The sequence below is a fragment of the Streptococcus infantis genome, assembly GCF_047464155.1.
In the GTDB taxonomy this organism is placed as follows: domain Bacteria; phylum Bacillota; class Bacilli; order Lactobacillales; family Streptococcaceae; genus Streptococcus; species Streptococcus infantis_U.
In genome coordinates this window covers 136881-160191 of the sequence record NZ_JASHCL010000004.1, presented here as the reverse complement: position 1 = coordinate 160191, position 23311 = coordinate 136881, and the positions used below count along the sequence as shown (strand labels likewise).

General features: G+C 40.2%; 39 protein-coding genes. All 39 read right to left on the bottom strand.

Going from position 1 to position 23311, the window contains the following annotated elements; genetic code table 11:
• Positions 1–23: 23 nt before the first annotated feature.
• Complete coding sequence (gene jag / locus QM810_RS08955; protein WP_414254596.1) at positions 24–980, bottom strand: RNA-binding cell elongation regulator Jag/EloR; 957 nt, start codon at positions 978–980, stop codon at positions 24–26.
• A gap of 14 nt (positions 981–994) precedes the next feature.
• Positions 995–1810: a YidC/Oxa1 family membrane protein insertase gene (locus QM810_RS08950; RefSeq protein ID WP_414254595.1), complete on the bottom strand. Its 816-nt coding sequence runs from the start codon at positions 1808–1810 to the stop codon at positions 995–997.
• On the bottom strand, positions 1785–2156 hold the full coding sequence (gene rnpA, locus QM810_RS08945) for a ribonuclease P protein component (protein WP_178895568.1): 372 nt from the start codon (positions 2154–2156) through the stop codon (positions 1785–1787). Before rnpA ends, QM810_RS08950 begins: the two co-directional genes overlap by 26 nt.
• A 310-nt stretch (positions 2157–2466) precedes the next feature.
• Positions 2467–3804 carry a PFL family protein gene (locus tag QM810_RS08940; protein ID WP_414254594.1) on the bottom strand — a complete coding sequence of 446 codons (1338 nt, stop codon included), beginning with the start codon at positions 3802–3804 and terminating at the stop codon, positions 2467–2469.
• 9 nt (positions 3805–3813) lie between these two features.
• The gene (locus tag QM810_RS08935; protein WP_024054117.1) at positions 3814–4080 is read right to left on the bottom strand and encodes an ACT domain-containing protein; all 267 of its coding nucleotides are present in this window, start codon (positions 4078–4080) and stop codon (positions 3814–3816) included.
• Between the two features lie 263 nt (positions 4081–4343).
• On the bottom strand, positions 4344–4730 hold the full coding sequence (rplQ, locus tag QM810_RS08930) for a 50S ribosomal protein L17 (RefSeq protein ID WP_004251124.1): 387 nt from the start codon (positions 4728–4730) through the stop codon (positions 4344–4346).
• A gap of 11 nt (positions 4731–4741) precedes the next feature.
• Positions 4742–5677 (bottom strand): DNA-directed RNA polymerase subunit alpha, encoded by a 936-nt coding sequence (locus QM810_RS08925; RefSeq protein WP_004251121.1) that lies wholly within the window; start codon positions 5675–5677, stop codon positions 4742–4744.
• Positions 5678–5720: 43 nt separating this feature from the next.
• Positions 5721–6104, bottom strand: coding sequence for a 30S ribosomal protein S11 (gene rpsK, locus QM810_RS08920; protein WP_001118385.1), 384 nt, complete (start codon positions 6102–6104; stop codon positions 5721–5723).
• A gap of 17 nt (positions 6105–6121) precedes the next feature.
• The gene (gene rpsM, locus QM810_RS08915) at positions 6122–6487 is read right to left on the bottom strand and encodes a 30S ribosomal protein S13 (RefSeq protein ID WP_004251117.1); all 366 of its coding nucleotides are present in this window, start codon (positions 6485–6487) and stop codon (positions 6122–6124) included.
• A gap of 17 nt (positions 6488–6504) precedes the next feature.
• Positions 6505–6621, bottom strand: coding sequence for a 50S ribosomal protein L36 (rpmJ, locus tag QM810_RS08910; protein WP_001808836.1), 117 nt, complete (start codon positions 6619–6621; stop codon positions 6505–6507).
• A 24-nt stretch (positions 6622–6645) separates the two neighbouring features.
• Positions 6646–6864, bottom strand: coding sequence for a translation initiation factor IF-1 (infA, locus tag QM810_RS08905; protein WP_001029883.1), 219 nt, complete (start codon positions 6862–6864; stop codon positions 6646–6648).
• 117 nt (positions 6865–6981) lie between these two features.
• A complete protein-coding gene (locus tag QM810_RS08900) occupies positions 6982–7620 on the bottom strand; it encodes an adenylate kinase (protein ID WP_178895570.1) in 639 nt (212 codons plus the stop codon).
• Positions 7621–7775: 155 nt separating this feature from the next.
• On the bottom strand, positions 7776–9086 hold the full coding sequence (secY, locus tag QM810_RS08895; RefSeq protein WP_178895571.1) for a preprotein translocase subunit SecY: 1311 nt from the start codon (positions 9084–9086) through the stop codon (positions 7776–7778).
• Between the two features lie 12 nt (positions 9087–9098).
• On the bottom strand, positions 9099–9539 hold the full coding sequence (rplO, locus tag QM810_RS08890; RefSeq protein ID WP_006151070.1) for a 50S ribosomal protein L15: 441 nt from the start codon (positions 9537–9539) through the stop codon (positions 9099–9101).
• Positions 9540–9682: 143 nt separating this feature from the next.
• Positions 9683–9865 (bottom strand): 50S ribosomal protein L30, encoded by a 183-nt coding sequence (gene rpmD / locus QM810_RS08885; RefSeq protein WP_000057241.1) that lies wholly within the window; start codon positions 9863–9865, stop codon positions 9683–9685.
• 13 nt (positions 9866–9878) lie between these two features.
• Entirely contained in the window at positions 9879–10373 is a 495-nt protein-coding gene (gene rpsE / locus QM810_RS08880; protein WP_004251100.1) for a 30S ribosomal protein S5, read from the bottom strand.
• A gap of 17 nt (positions 10374–10390) precedes the next feature.
• A complete protein-coding gene (gene rplR, locus QM810_RS08875; protein WP_004251098.1) occupies positions 10391–10747 on the bottom strand; it encodes a 50S ribosomal protein L18 in 357 nt (118 codons plus the stop codon).
• 83 nt (positions 10748–10830) lie between these two features.
• Entirely contained in the window at positions 10831–11367 is a 537-nt protein-coding gene (gene rplF, locus QM810_RS08870; RefSeq protein WP_045613177.1) for a 50S ribosomal protein L6, read from the bottom strand.
• Positions 11368–11559: 192 nt separating this feature from the next.
• Positions 11560–11958: a 30S ribosomal protein S8 gene (gene rpsH / locus QM810_RS08865; RefSeq protein WP_004251095.1), complete on the bottom strand. Its 399-nt coding sequence runs from the start codon at positions 11956–11958 to the stop codon at positions 11560–11562.
• A 212-nt stretch (positions 11959–12170) separates the two neighbouring features.
• Positions 12171–12356 (bottom strand): type Z 30S ribosomal protein S14, encoded by a 186-nt coding sequence (locus QM810_RS08860; RefSeq protein WP_001085699.1) that lies wholly within the window; start codon positions 12354–12356, stop codon positions 12171–12173.
• Positions 12357–12373: 17 nt separating this feature from the next.
• Entirely contained in the window at positions 12374–12916 is a 543-nt protein-coding gene (rplE, locus tag QM810_RS08855; RefSeq protein WP_000013542.1) for a 50S ribosomal protein L5, read from the bottom strand.
• Positions 12917–12939: 23 nt separating this feature from the next.
• Positions 12940–13245, bottom strand: a complete 306-nt coding sequence (gene rplX, locus QM810_RS08850; protein WP_000497691.1) for a 50S ribosomal protein L24 — start codon at positions 13243–13245, stop codon at positions 12940–12942.
• A gap of 72 nt (positions 13246–13317) precedes the next feature.
• On the bottom strand, positions 13318–13686 hold the full coding sequence (gene rplN / locus QM810_RS08845; protein ID WP_000616547.1) for a 50S ribosomal protein L14: 369 nt from the start codon (positions 13684–13686) through the stop codon (positions 13318–13320).
• 25 nt (positions 13687–13711) lie between these two features.
• A complete protein-coding gene (gene rpsQ / locus QM810_RS08840) occupies positions 13712–13972 on the bottom strand; it encodes a 30S ribosomal protein S17 (protein ID WP_000440801.1) in 261 nt (86 codons plus the stop codon).
• 24 nt (positions 13973–13996) lie between these two features.
• Positions 13997–14203 carry a 50S ribosomal protein L29 gene (rpmC, locus tag QM810_RS08835; protein WP_000772918.1) on the bottom strand — a complete coding sequence of 69 codons (207 nt, stop codon included), beginning with the start codon at positions 14201–14203 and terminating at the stop codon, positions 13997–13999.
• 9 nt (positions 14204–14212) lie between these two features.
• The gene (gene rplP / locus QM810_RS08830) at positions 14213–14626 is read right to left on the bottom strand and encodes a 50S ribosomal protein L16 (protein WP_002928793.1); all 414 of its coding nucleotides are present in this window, start codon (positions 14624–14626) and stop codon (positions 14213–14215) included.
• Between the two features lie 3 nt (positions 14627–14629).
• A complete protein-coding gene (rpsC, locus tag QM810_RS08825; RefSeq protein ID WP_000529936.1) occupies positions 14630–15283 on the bottom strand; it encodes a 30S ribosomal protein S3 in 654 nt (217 codons plus the stop codon).
• Positions 15284–15295: 12 nt separating this feature from the next.
• Positions 15296–15640, bottom strand: a complete 345-nt coding sequence (gene rplV, locus QM810_RS08820) for a 50S ribosomal protein L22 (RefSeq protein WP_000818137.1) — start codon at positions 15638–15640, stop codon at positions 15296–15298.
• Positions 15641–15651: 11 nt separating this feature from the next.
• Positions 15652–15933 carry a 30S ribosomal protein S19 gene (gene rpsS, locus QM810_RS08815; RefSeq protein ID WP_000533766.1) on the bottom strand — a complete coding sequence of 94 codons (282 nt, stop codon included), beginning with the start codon at positions 15931–15933 and terminating at the stop codon, positions 15652–15654.
• Positions 15934–16035: 102 nt separating this feature from the next.
• On the bottom strand, positions 16036–16869 hold the full coding sequence (gene rplB / locus QM810_RS08810; protein ID WP_006144707.1) for a 50S ribosomal protein L2: 834 nt from the start codon (positions 16867–16869) through the stop codon (positions 16036–16038).
• Positions 16870–16886: 17 nt separating this feature from the next.
• Positions 16887–17183, bottom strand: coding sequence for a 50S ribosomal protein L23 (locus tag QM810_RS08805; protein WP_001055347.1), 297 nt, complete (start codon positions 17181–17183; stop codon positions 16887–16889).
• Positions 17183–17806 carry a 50S ribosomal protein L4 gene (rplD, locus tag QM810_RS08800; protein ID WP_000024549.1) on the bottom strand — a complete coding sequence of 208 codons (624 nt, stop codon included), beginning with the start codon at positions 17804–17806 and terminating at the stop codon, positions 17183–17185. The genes QM810_RS08805 and rplD overlap by 1 nt, the downstream gene beginning before the upstream one ends.
• Before the next feature lie 24 nt (positions 17807–17830).
• Positions 17831–18457: a 50S ribosomal protein L3 gene (gene rplC / locus QM810_RS08795; RefSeq protein WP_004251088.1), complete on the bottom strand. Its 627-nt coding sequence runs from the start codon at positions 18455–18457 to the stop codon at positions 17831–17833.
• Between the two features lie 82 nt (positions 18458–18539).
• Positions 18540–18848, bottom strand: coding sequence for a 30S ribosomal protein S10 (gene rpsJ / locus QM810_RS08790; RefSeq protein WP_003009585.1), 309 nt, complete (start codon positions 18846–18848; stop codon positions 18540–18542).
• A gap of 265 nt (positions 18849–19113) precedes the next feature.
• Positions 19114–19746: a uridine kinase family protein gene (locus QM810_RS08785; RefSeq protein WP_414254593.1), complete on the bottom strand. Its 633-nt coding sequence runs from the start codon at positions 19744–19746 to the stop codon at positions 19114–19116.
• Entirely contained in the window at positions 19743–20339 is a 597-nt protein-coding gene (nrdG, locus tag QM810_RS08780; RefSeq protein ID WP_263394147.1) for an anaerobic ribonucleoside-triphosphate reductase activating protein, read from the bottom strand. Before nrdG ends, QM810_RS08785 begins: the two co-directional genes overlap by 4 nt.
• Before the next feature lie 5 nt (positions 20340–20344).
• Positions 20345–20845 (bottom strand): GNAT family N-acetyltransferase, encoded by a 501-nt coding sequence (locus QM810_RS08775; protein WP_414254592.1) that lies wholly within the window; start codon positions 20843–20845, stop codon positions 20345–20347.
• A gap of 37 nt (positions 20846–20882) precedes the next feature.
• Positions 20883–21023 (bottom strand): hypothetical protein, encoded by a 141-nt coding sequence (locus tag QM810_RS08770; RefSeq protein ID WP_000521611.1) that lies wholly within the window; start codon positions 21021–21023, stop codon positions 20883–20885.
• Between the two features lie 11 nt (positions 21024–21034).
• Positions 21035–23242, bottom strand: coding sequence for an anaerobic ribonucleoside-triphosphate reductase (gene nrdD / locus QM810_RS08765; protein ID WP_414254606.1), 2208 nt, complete (start codon positions 23240–23242; stop codon positions 21035–21037).
• Positions 23243–23311 lie beyond the last annotated feature (69 nt).

Here is a 23311-nt window from a genome sequence, read left to right as displayed (position 1 = left end):
AAAAACCTGATCTTTTATTTATCTTATTCTGTATCAACTACAACGTAACGGTTTGGTTCATCACCTTCCGAGTAACTCGTTACACCTTCCATTCGTGAGATGATGCGATGAATAATTTTACGTTCGCTACTTGACATTGGATCTGTCATCTGACTACGTCCTTCTTCCAAGACACGTGTAGCCAATTTTTGCGCATAGCTCTGCAACACTTCTGCACGATGTTCCACATAGTCATTCACGTTAATAGTGATGTAGAAAGTTTTTGAATAACGGTTATAAAGGTAATTTTGTGCCAAAAGTTGAAGAGATTTCAAAACTTTACCATGATAACCAATAATACGGCCTGGCTCATTCGTATCAATTTGCATGTTGATAGAGCGACGGTTAGAGGTGCTAGAAATAGTTCCCTCAACATCCATATCATCGATAATCGCTTGAACATAATTGGTTACTTCTTCAACAACCTTTTCAGTGTCATAAGTTGGTTCGACTTTCAAACCAAGGTTTTCTAAATCACTACTTTGCTCTTCGTCATCATTATCTTGAGTTTCTTCAGGTTCCAATTCTTTTAAAACAGCAATATGCCCTGTTTCCTCTAAAATCGTACTTGCTTCTTTATCGTTTTTAAGAATTTCAGCCTTGACTTCTTCAGAAATTTCTTGACCTTCTTCTTCAATTTTCTTGATAGCTGCAACTACATGCCCTAAATCAACTGTCGCTTCACTGACTGTTTTAACTGGGTCATTTTGATCATTAATTTCTTTTGGAACGCCTTTGATAGCCTGCTGATTTGCTTTTACAACGGTTGTCTCACTGATTGCTTCGATATCAACTTGAGCTGGTTTTTTCCCAAAAAGTCCAAAAAGTCCTTTTTTCTCTCTCGAAACAACTTTGATATGAGCTTTCATTCTCGGAATATTTAATTCATTCAATCCCTTTTGGATTGCTTCTTCAACTGTTGAACCTGTAAATAATACCATTATCAGATTTCTCCTTACTTTTTCTTTTTCTGTGCTTTCTTTTGAGCTTTTCTTTTCTTAACTTCTAAATCCTTCTTAGCTTGCACATCTGCTTCACGCTCTGCAATAATTTTGAAGGGGTTGTTCAAAAGGTAAGTTTGCAATACTTGATAAGCATTTGAAACCGCCCAGTAAAGAGCGACACCACTTGGAGCAGATATTGCAAAAAAGAAGATTACAACAGGCATGCCATACATCATACCTGTCATTGCACCATTTTTCTCAGGCAAAGCTTTATTTGAAAGCCAGCTACTGAGGAAGGTGAATAGGGCAGCTAAAATAGGTAGTACGAAAGTGGTATCAGCTCCACCTAGATTGAACCATAAGAAGTGGCCTGTCTTCAAAAAATCTACGTTTGATAAAGCTTGGAAAAGAGCCAATAGAATTGGCATTTGAATCAAAAGCGGCCAGAAGGATGCGGATTGTTTAATGCCTAATTCTTTAAATAATTTACGTGTTTCCTGATCTAGCTTAGTACGACTTTCCATGTCACGACCTGGATAACGTTCGCGCAATTCTTTGATAAGAGGTTGCGCCTCTTGCATTTTTCTGGAAGCCACCATTTGTGTTTGAAATACTGGTAACAGTATTGTTCTAATCAAAACCGTGAAAAGAATAATCCCTAAACCAATGCTGACATCAAATGACAAAAATCGAATGGTTTCAGCAAAAAAATAAACAAGTTTACTCCAAAAGTCTGCCGAATCAGCAGACACTTCACTAGTTGCACAAGCAGTCATTACCAACAAGGACAAACCTAACAAACTAGTCAATTGTAATTTCTTCTTCACTCTTATTTCCTTCCTGGTAAATCTTTGCTAATCTCAAAACATGAAGTAAATTTTTTTCAATTTCTGCATATTCTAGTAGTTCAACGCCTTTTCGAGCAATCACAACAAAATCGACATTATCAACAATTTGATTGCTATTTTGAATGAGAACATGCCGGATTCTTCTCTTGATTTGGTTTCTTGTCACAGCATTTCCTAACTTCTTACTGACTGATAAACCTACTCGAAAATGTGTTTCATTGTTTTCTAATCGATAAATAACAAATTTTCGATTAGCTACACTTGCTCCCTTTTTAAATATGGCGTCGAAATCTTTCTCTTTTTTTACACGAAAGCTTTTTCTCAAAAATCATACTCCATCTAATAAAACTACTACTATTATACCATAAAATTTCAAAAAGCCAATCATGGCAAGGTTTTAGGCTGGTTTGGCTTCGAAAAAAGTAGCCATTCTTAAAAAATTTGACCAGAATCAATGATATTTTACTAGTTTTTTTGAGAATACAAAACAAAAGCCACTCTTACGAGCGACTTTTGTAGGAGATTATTATGAAAAAGTTTAGGATTTCTATTAAATAAAGTTAGGAGGTCTTCATTTAATGATTATAGTATACACACTCATCCTTAAATTGACCTTAAACCATTTTATTTTTTTATTAATTTTTAAAACTATGGATTGGAGCTGGAATTTGACCTCCACGAGCAATGAAATCAACTGAAGAAGCACCGTTGACCTTCATTACTGGCGCCGTCCCCAATAGGCCTCCAAACTCAATCATATCGCCTTCTTTACCCTTTGGAATAATACGAACAGCCGTTGTCTTCATGTTAATGACACCAATTGCTGCCTCATCCGCAATCATAGCTGCAATCGTCTCTGCAGGAGTATCTTCTGGAATGGCAATCATATCCAAACCAACTGAACAGATAGCTGTCATTGCTTCTAATTTCTCAAGATTTAGGGAGCCATTTTGCACTGCTGCTATCATACCCTCATCTTCTGAGACTGGGATGAAAGCACCTGACAATCCACCGACTTGGTTGCAAGCCATTACACCACCTTTTTTTACTTGGTCATTTAAAAGAGCTAATGCGGCAGTCGTCCCATGAGTCCCAACTGTTTCAAGACCCATTTCCTCGAGAACCCGAGCTACAGAATCCCCCACTGCAGGAGTAGGTGCTAAACTCAAATCAACAATCCCAAAATCAACTCCTAGTCTTTCACTAGCCATCTGGCCAACTAATTGACCAATCCGAGTAATCTTGAAGGCTGTCTTTTTAACAGTTTCAGCAACTACATCAAAGCTTTGGCCGCGAACTTTTTCTAAGGCACGTTTGACTACACCAGGACCTGAAACACCAACATTAATAATAACATCAGCTTCGCCAACACCATGAAAGGCTCCGGCCATAAAAGGATTGTCTTCAACTGCATTGGCAAATACAACTAATTTAGCAGCTCCCATATCAGAAAGACTAGCAGTTTCCTTGATAATTCGACCCATATCAGCTACAGCAGTCATGTTGATTCCTGACTTGGTTGAACCGATATTGACAGAAGAGCAAACTTTATCAGTTTCAGCTAAGGCACGCGGAATCGAGTTGATGAGTATTTCGTCTCCTTTTTGGTAGCCTTTCTGAACTAAGGCAGAAAAACCCCCAATAAAATCTACACCGATTTCTTTTGCTGCTCTATCTAAAGCTTTGGCTAATGGTACATAGTCCGTTGAATCTGTAGCAGCACCAATTAGAGAAATCGGTGTTACTGATACACGTTTATTGACAATAGGTATACCTAACTCAGCAGCAATTTCATCACCAACAGCGACTAAATTTGCCGCTTTGGTCGTAACTTTTTCATATATTTTATCTGCAGCCTTATCAATATCTGGATCAATACAATCAAGAAGAGAAATTCCCATGGTAATGGTACGAATATCAAAATTCTGCTCTTCAATCATTGCAATAGTTTCGGTAACTTGTCTAATATCCATAAGCACCTCCTAGATATTGTACATAGCATCGAAAATAGCCGCGCTCTGAATATTGATTTTGACATTCAAAGTCTGTCCAAAAGCTTCAAACTCATTTCTTAGTTGAGTAAAATCTTGTTTTTCATCACTGGATACTACAGCCATCATGGTAAAGAACTCATCCAAGACAGTTTGTGAAATATCATCAATATTTAATCCTAATTCAGCAATCTTAGTCGCAACACCTGCAACAATACCACCCTTATCTTTTCCAACCACAGTTATAATAGCTTTCATATCGGTCCTCCATCTTTGAAATCATAGAAAAATAACCATATCTAAATTTTTCTTTTTTCTCAGTATAGCACATTTATTTCAAAAAAACTAAAAAACGCCTGCTTACGAAATTGTTCTTAAAAGAAAAACAATTTCGTAAACAAGCGTCTACCCTACCATCTTATGATGAGTGTTCCCGCTAGGACAAAAGTCCTAGCGGTAGACCAGAGCTAGACTAAGAGCACAGGGCTCCATCATCATAACACTCAACAAAATTGATGATTTTATACTAATTCGATGATCGCCATTGGCGCTGCATCACCACGACGTGGTTCAGTTTTAAGGATACGAGTGTATCCACCGTTACGGTCTGCGTAACGAGGTGCGATTTCTGAGAACAATTTTTGAAGTGCTGTAGTAGAAGTGTACTTATCAGTTGCTTCATCATAGTTTTCAGATGCGATTTCATTACGTACGAAAGCAGCAGCTTGACGACGTGCATGCAAATCACCACGTTTACCTAGAGTAATCATTTTTTCAACAGTTTTACGGATTTCTTTAGCACGAGCTTCAGTTGTCACGATTGATTCGTTGATCAAAAGGTCAGTTGTCAAATCGCGAAGCATTGCTTTACGTTGTGAGCTAGTGCGTCCTAGTTTACGGTAAGCCATGTATTCCTCCTTTATTTATCTTTTAATCCAAGACCCAAATCAATGAGTTTGAGTTTCACTTCTTCCAAACTCTTGCGTCCAAGATTTCTTACTTTCATCATCTCTGCTTCAGATTTTTCTGTCAAATCATGCACAGTATTGATACCAGCACGTTTCAAACAGTTATATGAGCGTACAGACAAGTCAAGTTCCTCAATCGTACGTTCCAAAATACGGTCGTCCGATTCAGTATCAGCTTCTTTCATCACTTCTGCAGATTTTGCAATCTCTGTAAGATTTGTAAACAAATCAAGATGTTCTGTCAAAATACGTGCTGAAAGCCCTAAAGCATCTTCTGGAATAATAGTTCCATTTGTCAAGATTTCAAGGGTTAATTTGTCGAAACCATCATTGCTTCCTACACGAGCAGGTTCAACTTGATAGTTAACTTTTGTAACTGGTGTATAAATAGAATCTACAGCAAGTGTTCCAACTGGGGCATTATCTTTTTTATTTTCATCTGCAGGTACATAGCCGCGACCAGTGTTTACAGTCATAGTTGCTTTGAATGAAGCACCTTCTCCGATTGTGAAAAGATAATGATCTGGATTTACGATTTCAATATCACTATCAGTTAAAATATCTCCGGCTGTCACTTCAGCAGGACCTTCAACATCAAGTTCAATAGTCTTTTCGTCTTTTACATATGATTTAACTGCAATACCTTTAATGTTCAGAATGATTTGCATCACGTCTTCGCGAACACCAGGAATTGTATCAAATTCATGTAATACTCCATCGATATCGATAGATGTAACAGCTGCTCCTGGAAGAGAAGCAAGAAGTACACGACGAAGAGAGTTACCAAGTGTTGTACCGTATCCACGTTCTAGTGGTTCGATTACAAACTTGCCATAATCTTTATTTTCATCAATTTTTGTTATATTTGGTTTTTCAAACTCGATCATTTAGTTACTCCCTCTTAAACGAAAAGCAGTGTAAAGGTAATGATTATACACGGCGACGTTTTGGAGGACGAGCACCATTGTGTGGCACTGGAGTCACATCACGAATTGCTGTTACTTCAAGACCAGCGGCAGCAAGAGCACGAATAGCTGACTCACGACCAGAACCTGGACCTTTTACAGTAACTTCAACTGATTTAAGACCGTGTTCTTGTGCAGATTTAGCAGCAGCTTCTGAAGCCATTTGAGCAGCAAATGGTGTAGATTTACGAGAACCTTTGAAACCAAGAGCACCAGCTGATGACCAAGCGATTGCATTACCATGCACATCAGTAATCATAACAATAGTGTTATTAAATGTAGCGTGAATATGAGCAATACCAGATTCGATATTCTTTTTCACACGACGTTTACGTGTTGGTTTAGCCAAGACTTTTACCTCCTATATTATTTTTTCTTACCAGCAATCGCAACAGCTTTACCTTTACGAGTGCGAGCGTTGTTTTTAGTGTTTTGTCCACGGACAGGAAGTCCACGACGGTGACGGATACCACGGTATGAACCGATTTCCATCAAACGTTTGATGTTCAAGTTCACTTCACGACGAAGGTCACCTTCAACTTTAATTGCATCCACTTCACGACGGATAGCATCTTCTTGATCTGATGTAAGGTCACGAACACGAATATCTTCTGAAACTCCAGCAGCTGCCAAAATCTTTTGAGATGTTGCAAGTCCGATACCGTAGACATAAGTCAATGAGATAACTACGCGTTTGTCATTTGGAATATCAACTCCAGCAATACGAGCCATGTTTTCTCCTTTCTATCTTATCCTTGACGTTGTTTGTGTTTTGGATTTGCTGGGCAAATTACCATAACACGACCATTACGACGAATTACTTTACAGTATTCGCAAATTGGTTTGACCGATGGTCTTACTTTCATTTCTTATCCCTCCAAGTTTTTCGATTATTTAAAGCGGTAAGTGATACGTCCACGTGTCAAGTCATATGGACTCATTTCAACAGTAACACGATCTCCCGCTAAAATACGAATATAGTTTTTACGAATTTTACCAGAAACTGTTGCTAAAATCTGATGTCCATTTTCAAGTTCAACCGTAAACATTGCATTCGGCATCGTATCGACTACTTTGCCTTCAACTTCAATCACATCGTCTTTTGCCACGCAAAAGTACCTCCCTAAATTTCGATTTGATGCCTCTAGACACAGAGACAACAATTATAAGTCAGACTAACTCAGTATAACATTTGTCAAGACATTTTGCAAGCCTGAAAAACGCTTTTATTTCAAATTTGTCAATACCTTTTCGATATCTTTAAAGACATCATTGATATCTTGGTTGCCTTCGATATCATGTACTAGACCTTTAGCACGATAGTGAGCAATGATTGGCTCACCTTGAGCAATATTGACATCCAAACGACGTTTAACTGTCTCAGGTTTATCATCCTCACGTTGGTAGTAATCTTCCTCTTTGTAATCAACTGGTGGGTTGAATACTTTATGGAAAGTTTCACCAGTTTCACGGTGAATGATACGACCACTCAAACGTTCAAGTAGGCATGATGGATCTACTTCGATGTTAATAACACCTTCAAGTTCAATTCCAAGTTCAGCCAATGTTTTGTCTAAGGCATGAGCTTGCTCAATTGTACGTGGATATCCATCCAACAAGAAACCAGTTTCTTTAATATCATCTTGAGAAAGACGTTCTTTAACAATTCCATTTGTAACTTCATCTGGAACCAATTCGCCTTTATCAATATAAGACTTAGCTAATACACCCATTTCAGTTTGGTTAGCCATTGCTGCACGGAACATGTCACCTGTTGAGATGTGGGCAACGTGAAACTGTTCAACAATTTTCGCTGCTTGTGTCCCTTTACCTGCACCAGGTAAACCCATAATCAAAAGATTCATGATTCAAACTCCTTTTTTGTATTTAAATAGAAGCAAAAATTCATTTCAACTCCTATTTAAAAACAAAATAGAAGAGAGGAGATAAAAATCTGACAATGTCTTTGATTTTTACACTCCACTCTCTGAGCAATAGTGAATTTTATTTTCTATTACAATTATTCTGTTGTATCTAAGAAACCAACATACTTACGTTTCAATAGATAACCTTCCAATTGTTTAATTCCTTCGATACCTGTAGAGATAATGATTAGCAAACTTGTTCCCCCAAAAGCGACAACTTCTGAAAGACCAAATAAATCTTTAGCTACAATAGGTAGGATAGAAATCACACCTAGGAAGATTGATCCGACTGTTGCGAGACGACGAAGAAGTTTTGACATATATTCTTCTGTCCCTTTACCAGGACGGACACCATGGATATAAGCTCCACTCTTTTGTAAATTTTCTGCTGCTTTCTCTGGATTGATCTGTACAAATGTATAGAAGAATGTAAAGAGAATAATCAACAGAGCATACAAAGCAACACCTGTTGGGGTTGAAGTAGATACCAACTCTTGAGCTGTTTTTACCCATTCCCAATTAAGACCAGACGCACTTACGAATTGTAAAATTGCTGCCGGTGCTGCTGTAATAGAGCTAGCAAAGATAACCGGGATAACCCCAGCAGGGTTAATCTTCAATGGAAGATAGGAGCTTGACGGCGCACCTTGAGCTACCTTTGTATACTGAATTGGAATCTTGTATTTAGCTTGTTCAACGTAAGTTGTAAAGTAAACAATTAACAAAACAGCAATGATTAAGATGGCAACGAAAATGAGAGACGATGTCAAACGACTGCTTGGTACATTGACAAAGTAATCTACATAGATGCCCTTAATCATATCAGGAATTGAAGCAACAATCCCTGCAAAGATAATCATTGAAACACCATTTCCATATCCCTTATCTGTGATTTGCTCTCCCAACCAGGTTACAATCATGCTTCCTGCGGTTAAAATTCCACCAATTACAAGGAATACTTGTGGTGTAAGTGGTACAGTCAAAAGTTTAGCTCCAGACAGAGCGTTAAAACCAGCAGTAATCCCGACTGATTGAACAAATGCAAGCACAAGGGCAATGTATCGAGTCGCTTGATTTAACTTTCTACGACCTACTTCCCCTTGTTTGCCCCACTCTACAAATTTTGGCAATAAATCCATTTGCAAGAGTTGGACGACGATTGAGGCTGTGATGTAAGGACTAACACCAAGTGCAAAAACTGAGAAGTTTTTCATGGCATTCCCTGACACCAAGCTCAACATATTCAAGAAGGATAGTCCACTCAAAGCGTTCAAGCTATTTGCATTTACCCATGGTACAGTAATGCTTGTACCGATACGGAATACAAATACGATAAAAATTGTAAATAGAATTTTTGATCGAACTTGTTTAACTTTGAATGCTTCTCTCAATAATTTAAAAAACATAGGTCACCTCACTTAGATGACTTCAACAGAACCACCTTTAGCAGTGATAGCTTCTTCAGCTGATTTAGAGAATTTAGCTGCTTTAACAGTCAATTTCTTAGTCAACTCACCGTTACCAAGAACTTTGATACCTGATTTTTCAGATTTAACAATTCCTGATTCTACAAGTACCACTGGAGTTACTTCAGCACCGTCATCAAAGGCGTTCAATTGATCAAGGTTTACAATAGCATATTCTTTAGCGTTGATGTTAGTAAATCCACGTTTTGGAAGACGACGGAACAATGGAGTTTGTCCACCTTCAAAACCAAGACGTACACCGCCTCCGCTACGAGCTTTTTGACCTTTTTGACCACGGCCTGATGTCTTACCGTTACCTGATGAAGTACCACGTCCAACACGGTTACGTGACTTACGAGAACCTTCTGCAGGTTTCAATTCATGAAGTTTCATTTATTTTTCTCCTCTTTTGTAAAATGCTAGCGCCGATAAAGGAGAAAAGGTTGTCTCCTTTATCAACTCGCCTATACTGTGTCATCTAAGATGACTATATCTAGTTTTAGGGGATGGTCATATGCACATCCCCTAAATAATCATTAGTTTACTTCTTCAACTGTTACCAAGTGAGATACTGCAGTGATCATACCACGGATTGCAGCGTTATCTTCTTTAATAACAGAGCTGTTCAATTTGCCAAGTCCAAGTGCTACAACAGTTTTACGTTGTGATGGAATGCGTCCGATTGGAGACTTAGTCAAAGTAATTTTAATTTGAGCCATTTTATCCCCTTTCTTATGCCAAATCAGAAACTGAAATACCACGAAGGGCAGCAACTTCTTCAGCGCGTTTCAATTGTTTCAAACCTTCAACAGTTGCGCGAACAATGTTGATTGGAGTGTTAGAACCAAGTGATTTAGATGTAATATCTGCCACACCTGCCAATTCCACAACGGCACGAACTGCACCACCTGCGGCAACTCCAGAACCTTCTACAGCAGGTTTCAACAATACTTTAGCTCCACCGAATTCTGAAAGAACTTCATGTGGAATTGTTGTTCCGACCATAGGAACTTCAATCAAGTTTTTCTTAGCATCTTCTACTGCTTTGCGGATTGCTTCTGGAACTTCTTGAGCTTTACCAGTACCAAATCCTACACGACCATTGCGGTCACCAACAACTACAAGAGCTGCGAAACGAAGACGACGTCCACCTTTAACAACTTTTGTAACACGGTTAACAGCAACTACGCGTTCTTCAAGTTCTACTGCATTGTCTTTAAATGCCATTTTCTAGTGTCCTCCTATTAGAATTTCAATCCGTTTTCACGAGCTGCATCAGCCAAAGCTTTCACACGTCCGTGATATAGATATCCACCGCGGTCGAACACCACTTCTGAAATACCTTTAGCACTTGCACGTTCTGCAACGAGTTTACCGACAGCAACGGCTTGTTCAGTTTTAGTTCCTTTTGAAACTTCTTTGTCAAGAGTTGAAGCACTTGCGAGCGTTACACCCGCTACGTCATCAATCACTTGAGCGTAGATGCCTGTATTAGAACGGAATACGTTCAAACGTGGGCGATCAGCAGTTCCAGAGAGTTTTCCGCGTACGCGACGGTGGCGTTTTTGGCGGAGTTTGTTTTTATCTGGTTTAGAAATCACAGTTTTCACCTCTTTAATTTTAAATCGTGTGCTATGCACAAAGTTGGTAATGGGGTTGGTGGTTGAAAATCAACCACTCAACATTATTTACCAGTTTTACCTTCTTTAAGACGAACATATTCGCCAACGTAACGGATACCTTTACCTTTGTATGGTTCTGGTGAACGAAGGCTACGTACGTAAGCAGCTGTTTGACCAACTACTTCTTTTGAAATTCCGCTAACAACGATTGTTGTTGGGTTTGGAAGTTCAAAAGTAATTCCTTCTGGAGCTTCAACTTCGTCTGGATGTGATTTACCAACAGCCAAAACAAGTTTGTTTCCTTGAAGTTGTGCACGGTAACCAACCCCACGCATTTCAAGTTCTTTCTTGAATCCTTCTGAAACACCAATAACCATGTTGTTCAAAAGTGCACGAGTAGTTCCGTGGATAGTTTTCATTTCTTTTGAATCGTTTGGACGGTGAAGAGTTACTTCAGTACCTTCCACACGGATTTCAATATCTTTTGAGAACTCACGAGTAAGTTCTCCTTTAGGTCCTTTTACAGTTACAACGTTGTCATTGTTAGTGAGTTCAACACCAGCAGGCAACACGATAACTTTATTACCAATACGTGACATGTTTTTATTCTCCTGTTAAATTGTCAGGCCATGACGGCCAGTTTTCACGGGGTTAAAGATACTTATTTAGTTCAAGATCTGAACTGAACACACTCTAAGAACTGTGCAAAATAGATAAGTTGGCTTGTTTGTAAACAACCTGCTCCAACTTCCTAATTTTGCTTTGTTCTTTACGAGCTTTGTATCTTGATTTTACCAAACGTAAGCGATAACTTCTCCACCAACATTCTTTTGGCGAGCTTCTTTATCAGTAAGCAAACCTTCAGAAGTTGAAAGGATAGCAATTCCAAGACCGTTAAGTACTTTTGGAAGATCTTCACGTTTTTTGTAGACACGAAGTCCTGGTTTAGAAACACGTTTCAAGTTAGTGATAACTCGTTCACCGTTTGCTCCGTATTTAAGGAATACACGGATGATGCCTTGTTTGTCATCTTCGATGATTTCTACGTTCTTAACAAAACCTTCGCGTTTAAGGATTTCAGCAATCCCTTTTTTGATGTTTGATGCAGGTACTTCAAGTACTTCGTGTTTTGCTTGGTTAGCGTTACGAATACGAGTTAGGAAGTCTGCGATTGGGTCAGTCATAACCATTTTATTTTTCTCCTCTTACTAGTAGTTTGCAAGTTGCACTTGCTAGTTAATGATTGAGCTGTGCTCAGATAGTATTGACACATTCAAACAAGATAATCTCATTTGAACACGAGCTACAACCTGGGCAAAAAAGATAGATTTGTCTTGGAGCATTGCTCCTGCACCAAATCTCCTATTTTTGCTGGGGTTGTTACGCTCTTTGTATCATGTTATTACCAAGATGCTTTTGTTACACCAGGGATTTGACCTTTATATGCCAATTCACGGAAGCAAACACGGCAAAGTTTAAACTTGCGGTAAACTGAGTGTGGACGTCCACAACGTTCACAGCGAGTGTATGCTTGAGTAGAGAACTTCGCTGGGCGTTTGTTCTTAGCAATCATAGATTTTTTAGCCATTAGTTATACCTCCTATATTATTTTGCAAAAGGCATTCCAAGGCCTGTAAGCAATGCACGTGACTCTTCGTCTGTGTTAGCAGTAGTTACGATAACGATGTCAAGACCACGAGTTTTGTCAACGTCATCAAAGTTGATTTCTGGGAAGATCAATTGCTCTTTCACACCAAGTGTGTAGTTTCCGCGTCCGTCAAATGATTTTGTTGGAACACCGTGGAAGTCACGTACACGTGGAAGTGATACTGAAACCAATTTATCCAAGAATTCGTACATACGTTCACCACGAAGGGTAACTTTTGCACCGATCGCAACACCTTCACGAAGACGGAAGCCGGCGATAGATTTTTTAGCTTTAGTGATAAGTGGTTTTTGACCTGAGATAAGTGCTAATTCTTCAGCAGCTTTTTCAAGGCTTTTAGCGTTTGATACAGCTTCACCAACACCCATGTTCAAAACGATCTTATCCACTTTAGGAACAGCCATCACTGATGAGTAGTTAAATTGTTCTGTCAAAGCAGGAACTACTTCATTAAGATATTTTTCTTTTAAACGATTTGCCATTATACTTCTCCTTTCCTTCGTGATTAATCAAGCACTTCGCCTGATTTTTTGTTGTAACGAACTTTTTTACCGTCTACAAATTTGTAACCAACACGACCAGCTACACCATTTTTGTCCAAAACTTGAACGTTTGATACGTGGATAGCTGCTTCCTTCTCGATGATACCACCTTGAGGAAGTTCGTTAGTTGGACGTTGGTGTTTCTTAACGATGTTAACACCTTCAACGATAACTTTGTTTACTTTTGGAAGGGCAGTAAGGACAACAGCTTCTGTTCCCTTATCTTTACCAGCGATTACGCGAACTTTGTCGCCTTTTTTTACAAACATTTTTTTCTCCTTTTATTCTTACGCCCAACGGGCACCCTGGCTAAGCCAGGGGACTGTGTTTGTTTTTATTGATTAAAGTACTTCTGGAGCAAGTGACACGATCTTCATGAAGCCACCTTCACGCAATTCACGTGCAACTGGGCCAAAGATACGTGTTCCGCGAGGAGTTTTGTCGTCACGGATGATAACTGCTGCGTTTTCGTCAAATTTGATGTATGAACCATCAGCACGACGAGCACCTGATTTAGTACGAACGATAACTGCTTTAACAACGTCACCTTTTTTAACCGCACCACCAGGAGTAGCTTGTTTTACAGATGCCACAATAACATCACCGATGTTTGCAAATTTACGTTTAGAACCACCAAGAACTTTGATAGTCAAGATTTCGCGTGCACCGCTGTTGTCTGCGACTTTCAAACGAGTTTCTGTTTGAATCATTTCAGTTTTCTCCTTTCAGGCTTGATTAGATGATAACCGCTTCTTCAACAACTTCTACAAGACGGAAACGTTTTGTAGCTGAAAGCGGGCGAGTTTCCATGATACGTACGATATCGCCTTCTTTGGCAACATTGTTTTCATCATGTGCTTTGTATTTTTTAGAGTAGTTAATACGTTTACCATAGACTGGGTGGTTACGTTTTGTTTCAACTACAACTGTGATTGTCTTGTCCATTTTGTCAGATACAACACGTCCAACAAGAACTTTACGATTATTGCGTTCCATTGAAATTTCTCCTTCCCTAGTCTATTATTTCGCTTCAGATTGAACTGTTTTGATACGAGCGATTTGTTTTTTAACTTCTTTCAAGCGAGCTGTTTGTTCTAATTGACCAGTAGCAGCTTGGAAGCGAAGTTCAAACAATTCTTTTTTCAATTCGTTTTCGCGCTTCGCGAGTTCTTCTTGAGAAAGACCACGAAGTTCTTTAACAAATTCTTTTACTTCATTAAGTTTCATGCCTTCTCCTTATTCTGCTTCACGTTTTACGAATTTACATTTAACTGGCAATTTGTGGCTTGCAAGACGAAGCGCTTCGCGAGCGACCTCTTCAGATACACCAGCAACTTCAAACATTACTTTACCACGTTTAACTGGTGCTACCCAACCTTCAGGTGCCCCTTTACCAGATCCCATACGAACCCCGATAGCTTTAGCTGTGTAAGATTTGTGTGGGAAGATTTTAATCCAAACTTTACCACCACGTTTCATGTAACGAGTCATGGCGATACGAGCAGCTTCGATTTGGCGGTTAGTGATCCAGTGGCTAGTTGTAGCTTGAAGACCGTATTCACCGAATGCTACTTCTTTCCCACCTTTAGCTTCACCGCGCATTTTACCACGGAATTCACGACGGTGTTTAACACGTTTAGGTACTAACATTGGTTATTTACCTCCTTTAGTGTTTTTACGAGCTGGAAGAACTTCACCACGGTAGATCCATACTTTAACACCAAGTTTACCGTATGTAGTATCTGCTTCTTCCCAAGCGTAATCGATATCTGCGCGAAGTGTGTGAAGCGGAACTGTTCCTTCAGAGTATCCTTCAGCACGGGCAATATCTGCACCGTTCAAACGACCTGATACTTGAGTTTTAATTCCTTTAGCTCCAGCACGCATTGCACGTTGGATTGCTTGTTTTTGTGCACGACGGAAAGCAACACGTTGCTCCAATTGACGAGCAATTCCTTCACCAACAAGGTGAGCATCCAAATCAGGTTGTTTGATTTCGATGATGTTGATGTGTACTTGTTTACCAGTCAATTTGTTAAGTTTTGCACGGAGTGCATCAACGTTAGCACCACCTTTACCGATAACCATACCTGGTTTAGCAGTGTGAAGTGAAACGTTAACTTTGTTTACTGCGCGTTCGATTTCGATAGTTGAAACCGCTGCGTCAGCAAGTTCTTTTTGAACGAATTTACGGATTGCAAGATCTTCATGAAGGTAATCCGCGTATTCTTTTTCAGCATACCATTTGGCATCCCAATCACGGATGATGCCGACACGCATACCAATTGGATGTACTTTTTGACCCACGATTTTACCTCCTTATTTTTCTGCAACAGCTACAGTGATGTGAGCTGTACGTTTGTTGATTGGTGAAGCTGAACCTTTCGCACGTGGACGGAAACGTTTCATAGTTGGTCCTTCGTTTGCGAATGCTTCAGATACTACCAAGTTAGCTTTATCCAAACCAAAGTTGTTTTCAGCGTTAGCTACAGCTGAGTTCAAAACTTTCAAGATGATTTCAGCAGCTTTGTTTGGAGTGAATGTCAAAATTGCGATTGCATCGGCTACGCTTTTACCACGGATGTTGTCAAGAACAAGACGTGATTTACGAGGTGAAACACGTACTGTGCGAGCCATTGCTTTAGCTGAAGTAATTTCTGCCATTTATGTTCTCCTTATTTTCTACGTGTCTTCTTGTCGTCTGCGGCGTGACCTTTGTAAGTACGAGTTGGTGCAAATTCACCAAGCTTGTGACCTACCATGTCTTCTTGGATGTAAACAGGTACGTGTTTACGTCCATCATAAACTGCGATAGTGTAACCAATGAAACTTGGGAAAATCGTTGAACGACGTGACCAAGTTTTGATAACTTTTTTCTTTTCGTCGTTAGCTTGAGCTTCAACTTTTTTCATCAAATGCTCATCGACGAAAGGTCCTTTTTTAAGACTGCGTCCCATTTTAATATTTTCTCCTTTAAATATAGTACCACAGCGGCTTGCGCTCACGAGGAGCGCTACCGAGCTGGCGGATTATCTAGCACTTAAGCGACTAGTTTAAAATTATTTCTCGTTGCGACGACGAACGATAAGTTTGTCAGATTTCGCTTTTTTGTTACGAGTTTTAAGACCAAGAGCAGGTTTGCCCCATGGAGTAGATGGCGCTTTACGACCAACTGGTGCTTTACCTTCACCACCACCGTGTGGGTGATCGTTAGGGTTCATTACAGAACCACGAACTGTTGGGCGGATACCTTTCCAACGGCTACGTCCTGCTTTACCAAGGTTTACAAGTCCATGTTGTTCGTTTCCGACAACACCAACTGTTGCACGACAAGTTCCAAGAATCATACGAACTTCACCTGATTGAAGACGAACAAGAACGTATTTACCTTCTTGACCCAAAACTTGAGCAGAAGCTCCAGCAGCACGTACCAATTCTCCACCACGACCTGGTTTCAATTCGATGTTGTGAATCAAAGTACCAACTGGGATGTTAGCAAGCGGAAGTGCGTTTCCGACTTTGATATCTGCTTCAGGACCTGAAACGATACGTTGACCAACTTCAAGACCTTTTGGAGCAATGATGTAAGCTTTCACACCGTCAGTGTAGTGTACCAAAGCGATGTTTGCAGAACGGTTTGGATCGTACTCGATAGTTTTAACAACTGCTTCAACGTTGTCTTTGTTACGTTTGAAGTCAACCAAACGGTAGAAACGTTTGTGTCCACCACCTTGGTGACGAACAGTGATACGACCGTTGTTGTTACGACCAGCCTTGTTCTTCAAAGCAACAAGCAAAGTTTTTTCTGGTGTGCTTGTTGTGATTTCAGCGAAATCCAAAGAAGTCATATTACGGCGACCGTTTGTTGTTGGTTTATAAACACGAATTCCCACGATATTTCCTCCTTAGATTATTCAGCTTCAGCTGCAAACAACTCGATTGCTTTTGAATCAGCTGTAAGAGTGATGATAGCTTTTTTAGTTTTGTTTGTAAAACCAGTGTAACGTCCAACGCGTTTAGCTTTTGGTTTTACGTTGATTGTGTTAACATTTGCAACTTTAACACCTTCGAAAGCAGCTTCAACAGCTTGCTTAATCAAAAGTTTGTGTGCGCGAGTGTCAACTTCAAATACATATTTCCCTGCTTCAAGTTGAGCCATTGAGCTTTCAGTGATTACAGGTTTTTTGATAACATCATACAAATTCATTATGCAAGAACCTCCTCGATTTTAGAGATAGCTGCTTGAGTAACAAGAAGTTTGTCACTATTTGCGATGTCAAGAACACTTGCAGTTGTAGCAGTCGCAACTTTCACGTTTGGAAGGTTACGAGCTGAGAGAGCTGCGAATTCGTTTCCTTCTTCAAGAATAACAAGGACTTTAGAATCGATGCTCAAAGCTGCAAGAACTTTTGCAAATTCAGCAGTTTTTGGAGCTGTAAATTCAAGAGAATCAACGGCTACAAATTTGTTTTCAGCAACTTTTTCTGAGTAAACAGATTTAAGCGCAAGGCGACGAACTTTTTGAGGAAGTTTGTACGCATAGCTACGTGGAGTTGGTCCGAAGACGATTCCACCACCACGCCATTGTGGAGAGCGGATAGAACCTTGACGAGCACGTCCAGTTCCTTTTTGACGCCATGGTTTGCGTCCGCCACCTGAAACAGCTGAGCGGTTTTTAACTGCGTGAGTCCCTTGACGAAGGCTAGCACGTTGGCTGATGATCACATCAAACACAACAGATTGGTTTGGTTCGATACCAAAGATTGCATCGTTAAGAACAACTTCGCCCGCTTGTTTACCAGTTTGGTCGAATAATGTTACATTTGCCATTTTGACTGTATTCCCCTTTCCTTATTATTTACCAGCTTTAACTGCTGACTTGATAGTGATAAGAGATTTCTTAGCACCTGGTACGTTACCTTTGATAAGGATAACGTTCTTTTCTGGAACAACTTGTACAACTTCAAGGTTTTGAATTGTTACGCGGTCGCCACCCATACGTCCTGCAAGGTTTTTACCTTTGAATACGCGGTTAGGTGCAACAGGTCCCATAGAACCTGGACGACGGTGGTAACGAGAACCGTGAGCCATAGGTCCACGTGATTGCCCGTGGCGTTTGATAACACCTTGGAAACCTTTACCTTTAGATGTACCAGTTACATCAACAATGTCTCCAGCTGCGAAAGTTTCAACTGTGATTTCAGCACCAACTTCCAAGCCTTCAACGTTTTTGAATTCACGAATGAAGCGCTTAGGAGCCGTGTTAGCTTTTGCTACATGTCCTTTAGCAGGTTTGTTGCTCAATACTTCGCGTTTGTCATCGAAACCAACTTGGATAGCGTTGTAACCATCTGTTTCAACAGTTTTAACTTGAAGAACAACGTTTGGAGTTGCTTCGATAACTGTTACAGGGATCAATTCGCCAGCTTCAGTGAAGATTTGAGTCATTCCCACTTTTTTCCCTAAGATTCCTTTTGTCATGAGAAAATAGTTCCTTTTCTATATTTTTTATTCAAAAAGTTTTTAACGAGCGTTTTTTATGCTCAAGGTATCAAGCTTTAAATTAAAGTTTGATTTCTACGTTTACACCACTTGGAAGATCCAATTTCATCAAAGCGTCAACTGTTTTTTGAGTTGGGTTGATGATATCGATCAAACGTTTGTGTGTACGCATTTCGAATTGTTCGCGAGAATCTTTATATTTGTGAGTCGCACGAATGATTGTGTAGAGGCTACGCTCAGTTGGAAGTGGGATTGGACCCGCAACTTGTGCACCTGTACGAGTAGCTGATTCTACGATTTTTGCAGCCGCTGTGTCAAGCGTACGGTGTTCGTAAGCTTTCAAACGGATACGGATTTTTTTGTTTGCCATCTTTTTCTCCTTTTCGTCTATTTAAGATAATAGGCTAGCTCCACAAGAAAACCGACGCGCGTTGCGTGGCAATGCAACCGAGCGTGTCGCAACCTCTTGCATCAAAGCTAAGGCTGTAATTTACAGCACCATAATAGAATAACACAAAGCCCCTGCGATTGCAAGGGATTTGACAGGATTTTTTAAATTTTTTAGATGAAACTGTTTTCTTATTGTCCCTTATCTCAAAAAGGCATAAATGAAGAGCAAATTTTTATTTTTTCTTCTATATAATATTCATAATATTCGTTTCGATCTGAAATTTATCATTCGATTGATTTATCAAGATATCTGTTTTTGACTCGGTTTCTTTATAATATTGCAGATACTGTTCTCGTCTCATTTGCTGACTAGCCAATATAAAGGATGCGTCGCCATTTCTCACAGCCATATCTCGAGCTAGACGCCTCTTTAATTCTGTCTCTTCATCCGTGTAGAAACAAATGGTTTTGTCAAAGAGTTCCTTTGGTAGAAATCCCACAGACATCCCTTCGACTATCAGAATTGGTTTTGCTCCCGATAAGACCTCACTAGCCTTCCAAGGTTCTTCGATAGTCAAGACATCCATACCCGCTTGCAAGGCTAGAATATCTCTCTGTAAACTCGCCAATTCATGTGCCACTGGTAAACATGCTGTCACCTTTTGGTTCGGTGTCTCTTTAGGCACTACCAAATGTCGTCCCGAAGTAATATAGGGATCTGTCTCTAGTAAATTTACCTTTTCAGCATCCAATGATTGGTACAATTCTTGAGCAAAAGTTGATTTTCCTGAAGCGCCGTGGCCGTAGATACCCAGTGTTCTTACTTTTCCAGTTTCTATCTCTGAGACCAGTTGTTCTATTAAGTCTTTTTTCTTCATTCTCTCTTCACCTGTTCATAGCTTTCTTTTCCATCGTTAAGCTTGTCCCAAATCACCACTTGCCCACTTTTGAGGGATTTTTGTACATCGATAATTCGTTGATTGGAAGAGCCACGGAATTGAAGCATGAGATTACGCTTGCTTTTATCATACCGTCCATCAACCAAGATATCAATCATTGACAAGAGCTCCCGTTTATCAGGTGTCTCCAACATCATCTCTTCCCAAGTGTAGCCCGTCCAAGACCAGATATCTTTTTCTGGTAACTCTTTCCGAATGCGTTTAATGAGAGGCAAAAGAATTCCAGTATTCAGGAATGGCTCTCCACCGAGTAGGGTCAAACCTTGAACATAAGGCTGGGCAAGATCTGCCATAATCTGTTCTTCCAACTCTAGTGTATAAGGAATCCCGGCATTAAATGACCAGGTCGCTACATTGTAGCAACCTTCACAGTGAAACATACATCCTGCTACATAAAGCGAATTGCGCACCCCCTCGCCATCCACAAAGTTAAAAGCCTTATAATCGATGATTCGACCTTGGCTCAGCTCCTCACTCTTCCACTCGCCTGGTTTTGGTGTATTCCATGTCATACTTTCTACTCCAAGTCTATCCAATAGCGCTCCGTTCCATTTCGAACATCCTCCAATTGGCCTCCATTGGCTAAGATAACAGCTCTGCTGGCCTGATTTTCCGTGCTACATGTCACAAGCGCTCGTTTGATATTCTTTTCCTTGGCAATTTGTAGACCTTGTCGGAGGGATTCTTTGGCGTAGCCTTTGCCCCTTTCAGAGGGACGGATGGAGTAGCCAATATGGCCAGCATGATTCAGCAATCCCTCATTTAGTCTCAGCCGTAAATTTAAAAAACCTAAAGCATGATCTGATTTATCAAACAATACGAACTGAATTGATGGAACACGATTTTTAGGCAATTTTATTCCCATTTCTTTATTAAGGTTAGTTTCTAGCCACTCCTCATAATCAAAGTTCTCAGCATCCCAAAATCCACCATCGTGGGCTGATTGAGTCTGTTCAAACTCTGCCATCATGTTTAGAATGGTTTCTTTATCTGCTAATGTTGGTCTGCGTAATTCCATGTATTCCTCCCGCTATGAGAAAAGTGAGAGGGGACTCTCACTTTTTCTTGTTCTTATTCAAAAATTGTTCTCTAAGGCTGGCTACTCGATCTTTTTTATTGACTCCACCCTTTGAATGCTTTTCGTGGAATCGTTGAACCAAGGCCTTACCCTTATCGTCTAATTGATATTTTCCCATGCTATCTCTTTCTAATTTCTTACTTCATGCCCTGCTGTTTTGATAGTAGAACCGTTCATGTGTTTGACACGCGCAGCAATTTCCTTGTGACGACCATTCACCATCGGACGTGCTTGAGGATTCCCTAAATAACCACAAGTTCGTTTAACAACATCTACTGTTTTAGGGTCACTATTGCCACAGTTAGGACAAGCAAATCCTCTCTCAGTTGGTTCAAAATCTCCTTCAAAATCACACTTGTAACAGCGGTCGATCGGAGTATTAGTTCCGAGATAACCTACACGGTCATATGCATAGTCCCACACAGCTTCCAAGGCCTTTGGATTTTGTTGGAGAACTGGGTACTCGCAGTAGTGGATAAAGCCACCAGATGCACCCGCTTCTGGGTAGACTTTCTCAAAGTCCAATTTTTCAAAAGGTGTTGGATTTTTGCGGACATCATAATGGAAGGAATTTGTGTAGTATTCTTTATCAGTAATGTCTGGAATAGAGCCAAATTTCTCTGTATCCAAACGACAGAATCGGTCCGTCAAACTTTCAGACGGTGTAGAGTAGATAGAGAAGTGATAGCCATATTGGTCTGACCACTCTTCTACTCGATGTTTCATGTCTCGAATGATATCAAGGGTGAATTCTTTAGCTTCTGGATTGGTTTCCCAATTGTTGCCAAAGAAGACTGTCGCCACTTCATAGAGCCCGATATAGCCAAGCGAAACAGTAGCACGGCGATTCTTAAAGAGTTCGTCAACACTTTCTTCCTTACCAAGGCGGCGTCCGAAGGCTCCGTATTGATAAAGAATTGGTGCATTAGCTGGAGTGGCTTCCTTGGTCCGCTCTACACGATAGACCAGTGCATCTTCTGCGATATTCATCCGCTCATTAAAGATTTCCCAGAACTTGTTCATGTCGCCTTCAGACTCGAGGGCGATACGAGGAAGATTGACTGTTACCACACCTAGGTTCATACGACCAGAATTGACTTCTACTCCATTTTCATCCTTCCAACCTTGGAGGAAAGAACGGCATCCCATCGGAACCTTGAAAGAACCTGTCAACTCGACAATCTTATCATAAGACAAGACATCTGGGTACATGCGCTTAGTTGCACACTCAAGAGCCAACTGCTTGATGTCGTAGTTAGGTGAGCCTTCCTCTAAGTTAAGACCTCTTTTAAGAGTAAAGATGAGTTTAGGGAAGATGGCTGTACGATGTTCTGAACCAAGCCCCTTGATACGAATGTTCAGGATTGCCTTTTGAATTTCACGTTCAAAACGACTGGTCCCTAAACCGAAACCAAGAGAGGTAAATGGCGTTTGCCCATTTGATGTAAAGAGGGTATTAATCTCGTACTCTAGAGATTGCATGGCATCGTAGATGTCTTTTTGGGTTTTCTTCCAGGCATATTCTTGGCGCTTGTCAGGCAGAACCCATTCCTCCGCATCCTTGAGGTGCTTTTGGTAATTTTTCTCTGCATAAGGAGCCAAGACTTCATCGATACGGTCAGCTGAACAGCCTCCATACTGGCTAGAAGCAACGTTTGCGATGATTTGTGAAATCTGTGCTGTCGCAGTTTGGATAGATTTGGGGCTCTCTACCTCCGCATTTCCAATCTTAAAACCATTTTCCAACATGCCCTTGAAATCAATCAAACAACAGTTGGTCATTGGTGTGTAGGGGCTATAATCCAAATCATGATAATGAATCTCACCTTTTTGATGGGCATTAGCCACATGTTTAGGAAGCATTTGAAGTCCGATGGATTTTCCAACAATCCCTGCAGTCAAATCACGCTGGGTATTAAAAACATCGCTATCCTTATTGGCATTTTCATTGACAACTGCCTGATCTTTACTGAGAAGTTTATGAATACTAAAGTTGATATCTGTCGCTTTTGAGCGCTCAAAATCCCTTTGAGTCCGATAGGTGATATACTCCTCAGCCAAGGCGTATTCTTTTGCTTCCAACAACTCGTGTTCTACGATATTTTGGATTTCATAGATTTTTACACCTTGTGGGAAACGGCTATGAATCTCTTCGACGATACGTTCAACTAGAGTACTAAGTCGTTTTTCAACCAAAGGGGTTACATCCATAACCTTTTCAGCAGCCTTATGAAGCGCTTTGTCAATCTTGTCTACATCAAAAATTACACGTCTGCCGTCACGCTTTTCGACGAATAAAGTCGGATCAGGGACAGCCTTCTCTTCCAATACAATCATATCCATACCCTTTTCTTAAATATAATATTGATTCTAAAAAGTATTATATCACTAAAAAAATAAAAATCA

Excerpts from the sequence above, each read along its gene's own strand:
- jag (WP_414254596.1), bottom strand. The coding sequence starts at position 980 with ATGGTATTATTTACAGGTTCAACAGTTGAAGAAGCAATCCAAAAGGGA.
- QM810_RS08940 (WP_414254594.1), bottom strand. The coding sequence starts at position 3,804 with ATGGATATTAGACAAGTTACCGAAACTATTGCAATGATTGAAGAGCAG.
- QM810_RS08935 (WP_024054117.1), bottom strand. The coding sequence starts at position 4,080 with ATGAAAGCTATTATAACTGTGGTTGGAAAAGATAAGGGTGGTATTGTT.
- rplQ (WP_004251124.1), bottom strand. The coding sequence starts at position 4,730 with ATGGCTTACCGTAAACTAGGACGCACTAGCTCACAACGTAAAGCAATG.
- QM810_RS08925 (WP_004251121.1), bottom strand. The coding sequence starts at position 5,677 with ATGATCGAGTTTGAAAAACCAAATATAACAAAAATTGATGAAAATAAA.
- rpsM (WP_004251117.1), bottom strand. The coding sequence starts at position 6,487 with ATGGCTCGTATTGCTGGAGTTGATATTCCAAATGACAAACGCGTAGTT.
- rpmJ (WP_001808836.1), bottom strand. The coding sequence starts at position 6,621 with ATGAAAGTAAGACCATCGGTCAAACCAATTTGCGAATACTGTAAAGTA.
- QM810_RS08900 (WP_178895570.1), bottom strand. The coding sequence starts at position 7,620 with ATGAATCTTTTGATTATGGGTTTACCTGGTGCAGGTAAAGGGACACAA.
- secY (WP_178895571.1), bottom strand. The coding sequence starts at position 9,086 with ATGTTTTTTAAATTATTGAGAGAAGCATTCAAAGTTAAACAAGTTCGA.
- rplO (WP_006151070.1), bottom strand. The coding sequence starts at position 9,539 with ATGAAACTTCATGAATTGAAACCTGCAGAAGGTTCTCGTAAGTCACGT.
- rpmD (WP_000057241.1), bottom strand. The coding sequence starts at position 9,865 with ATGGCTCAAATTAAAATTACTTTGACTAAGTCTCCAATCGGACGCATT.
- rpsE (WP_004251100.1), bottom strand. The coding sequence starts at position 10,373 with ATGGCATTTAAAGACAATGCAGTAGAACTTGAAGAACGCGTAGTTGCT.
- rplF (WP_045613177.1), bottom strand. The coding sequence starts at position 11,367 with ATGTCACGTATTGGTAATAAAGTTATCGTGTTGCCTGCTGGTGTTGAA.
- rpsH (WP_004251095.1), bottom strand. The coding sequence starts at position 11,958 with ATGGTTATGACTGACCCAATCGCAGACTTCCTAACTCGTATTCGTAAC.
- QM810_RS08860 (WP_001085699.1), bottom strand. The coding sequence starts at position 12,356 with ATGGCTAAAAAATCTATGATTGCTAAGAACAAACGCCCAGCGAAGTTC.
- rplE (WP_000013542.1), bottom strand. The coding sequence starts at position 12,916 with ATGGCAAATCGTTTAAAAGAAAAATATCTTAATGAAGTAGTTCCTGCT.
- rplX (WP_000497691.1), bottom strand. The coding sequence starts at position 13,245 with ATGTTTGTAAAAAAAGGCGACAAAGTTCGCGTAATCGCTGGTAAAGAT.
- rplN (WP_000616547.1), bottom strand. The coding sequence starts at position 13,686 with ATGATTCAAACAGAAACTCGTTTGAAAGTCGCAGACAACAGCGGTGCA.
- rpsQ (WP_000440801.1), bottom strand. The coding sequence starts at position 13,972 with ATGGAACGCAATAATCGTAAAGTTCTTGTTGGACGTGTTGTATCTGAC.
- rpmC (WP_000772918.1), bottom strand. The coding sequence starts at position 14,203 with ATGAAACTTAATGAAGTAAAAGAATTTGTTAAAGAACTTCGTGGTCTT.
- rplP (WP_002928793.1), bottom strand. The coding sequence starts at position 14,626 with ATGTTAGTACCTAAACGTGTTAAACACCGTCGTGAATTCCGTGGTAAA.
- rplV (WP_000818137.1), bottom strand. The coding sequence starts at position 15,640 with ATGGCAGAAATTACTTCAGCTAAAGCAATGGCTCGCACAGTACGTGTT.
- rpsS (WP_000533766.1), bottom strand. The coding sequence starts at position 15,933 with ATGGGACGCAGTCTTAAAAAAGGACCTTTCGTCGATGAGCATTTGATG.
- QM810_RS08805 (WP_001055347.1), bottom strand. The coding sequence starts at position 17,183 with ATGAATTTGTATGATGTTATCAAAAAACCTGTAATCACTGAAAGCTCA.
- rplD (WP_000024549.1), bottom strand. The coding sequence starts at position 17,806 with ATGGCAAATGTAACATTATTCGACCAAACTGGTAAACAAGCGGGCGAA.
- rplC (WP_004251088.1), bottom strand. The coding sequence starts at position 18,457 with ATGACAAAAGGAATCTTAGGGAAAAAAGTGGGAATGACTCAAATCTTC.
- rpsJ (WP_003009585.1), bottom strand. The coding sequence starts at position 18,848 with ATGGCAAACAAAAAAATCCGTATCCGTTTGAAAGCTTACGAACACCGT.
- QM810_RS08785 (WP_414254593.1), bottom strand. The coding sequence starts at position 19,746 with ATGAAGAAAAAAGACTTAATAGAACAACTGGTCTCAGAGATAGAAACT.
- nrdG (WP_263394147.1), bottom strand. The coding sequence starts at position 20,339 with ATGACATGGAATACACCAAAACCAGGCGAGTGGAAGAGTGAGGAGCTG.
- QM810_RS08775 (WP_414254592.1), bottom strand. The coding sequence starts at position 20,845 with ATGGAATTACGCAGACCAACATTAGCAGATAAAGAAACCATTCTAAAC.
- QM810_RS08770 (WP_000521611.1), bottom strand. The coding sequence starts at position 21,023 with ATGGGAAAATATCAATTAGACGATAAGGGTAAGGCCTTGGTTCAACGA.
- nrdD (WP_414254606.1), bottom strand. The coding sequence starts at position 23,242 with ATGATTGTATTGGAAGAGAAGGCTGTCCCTGATCCGACTTTATTCGTC.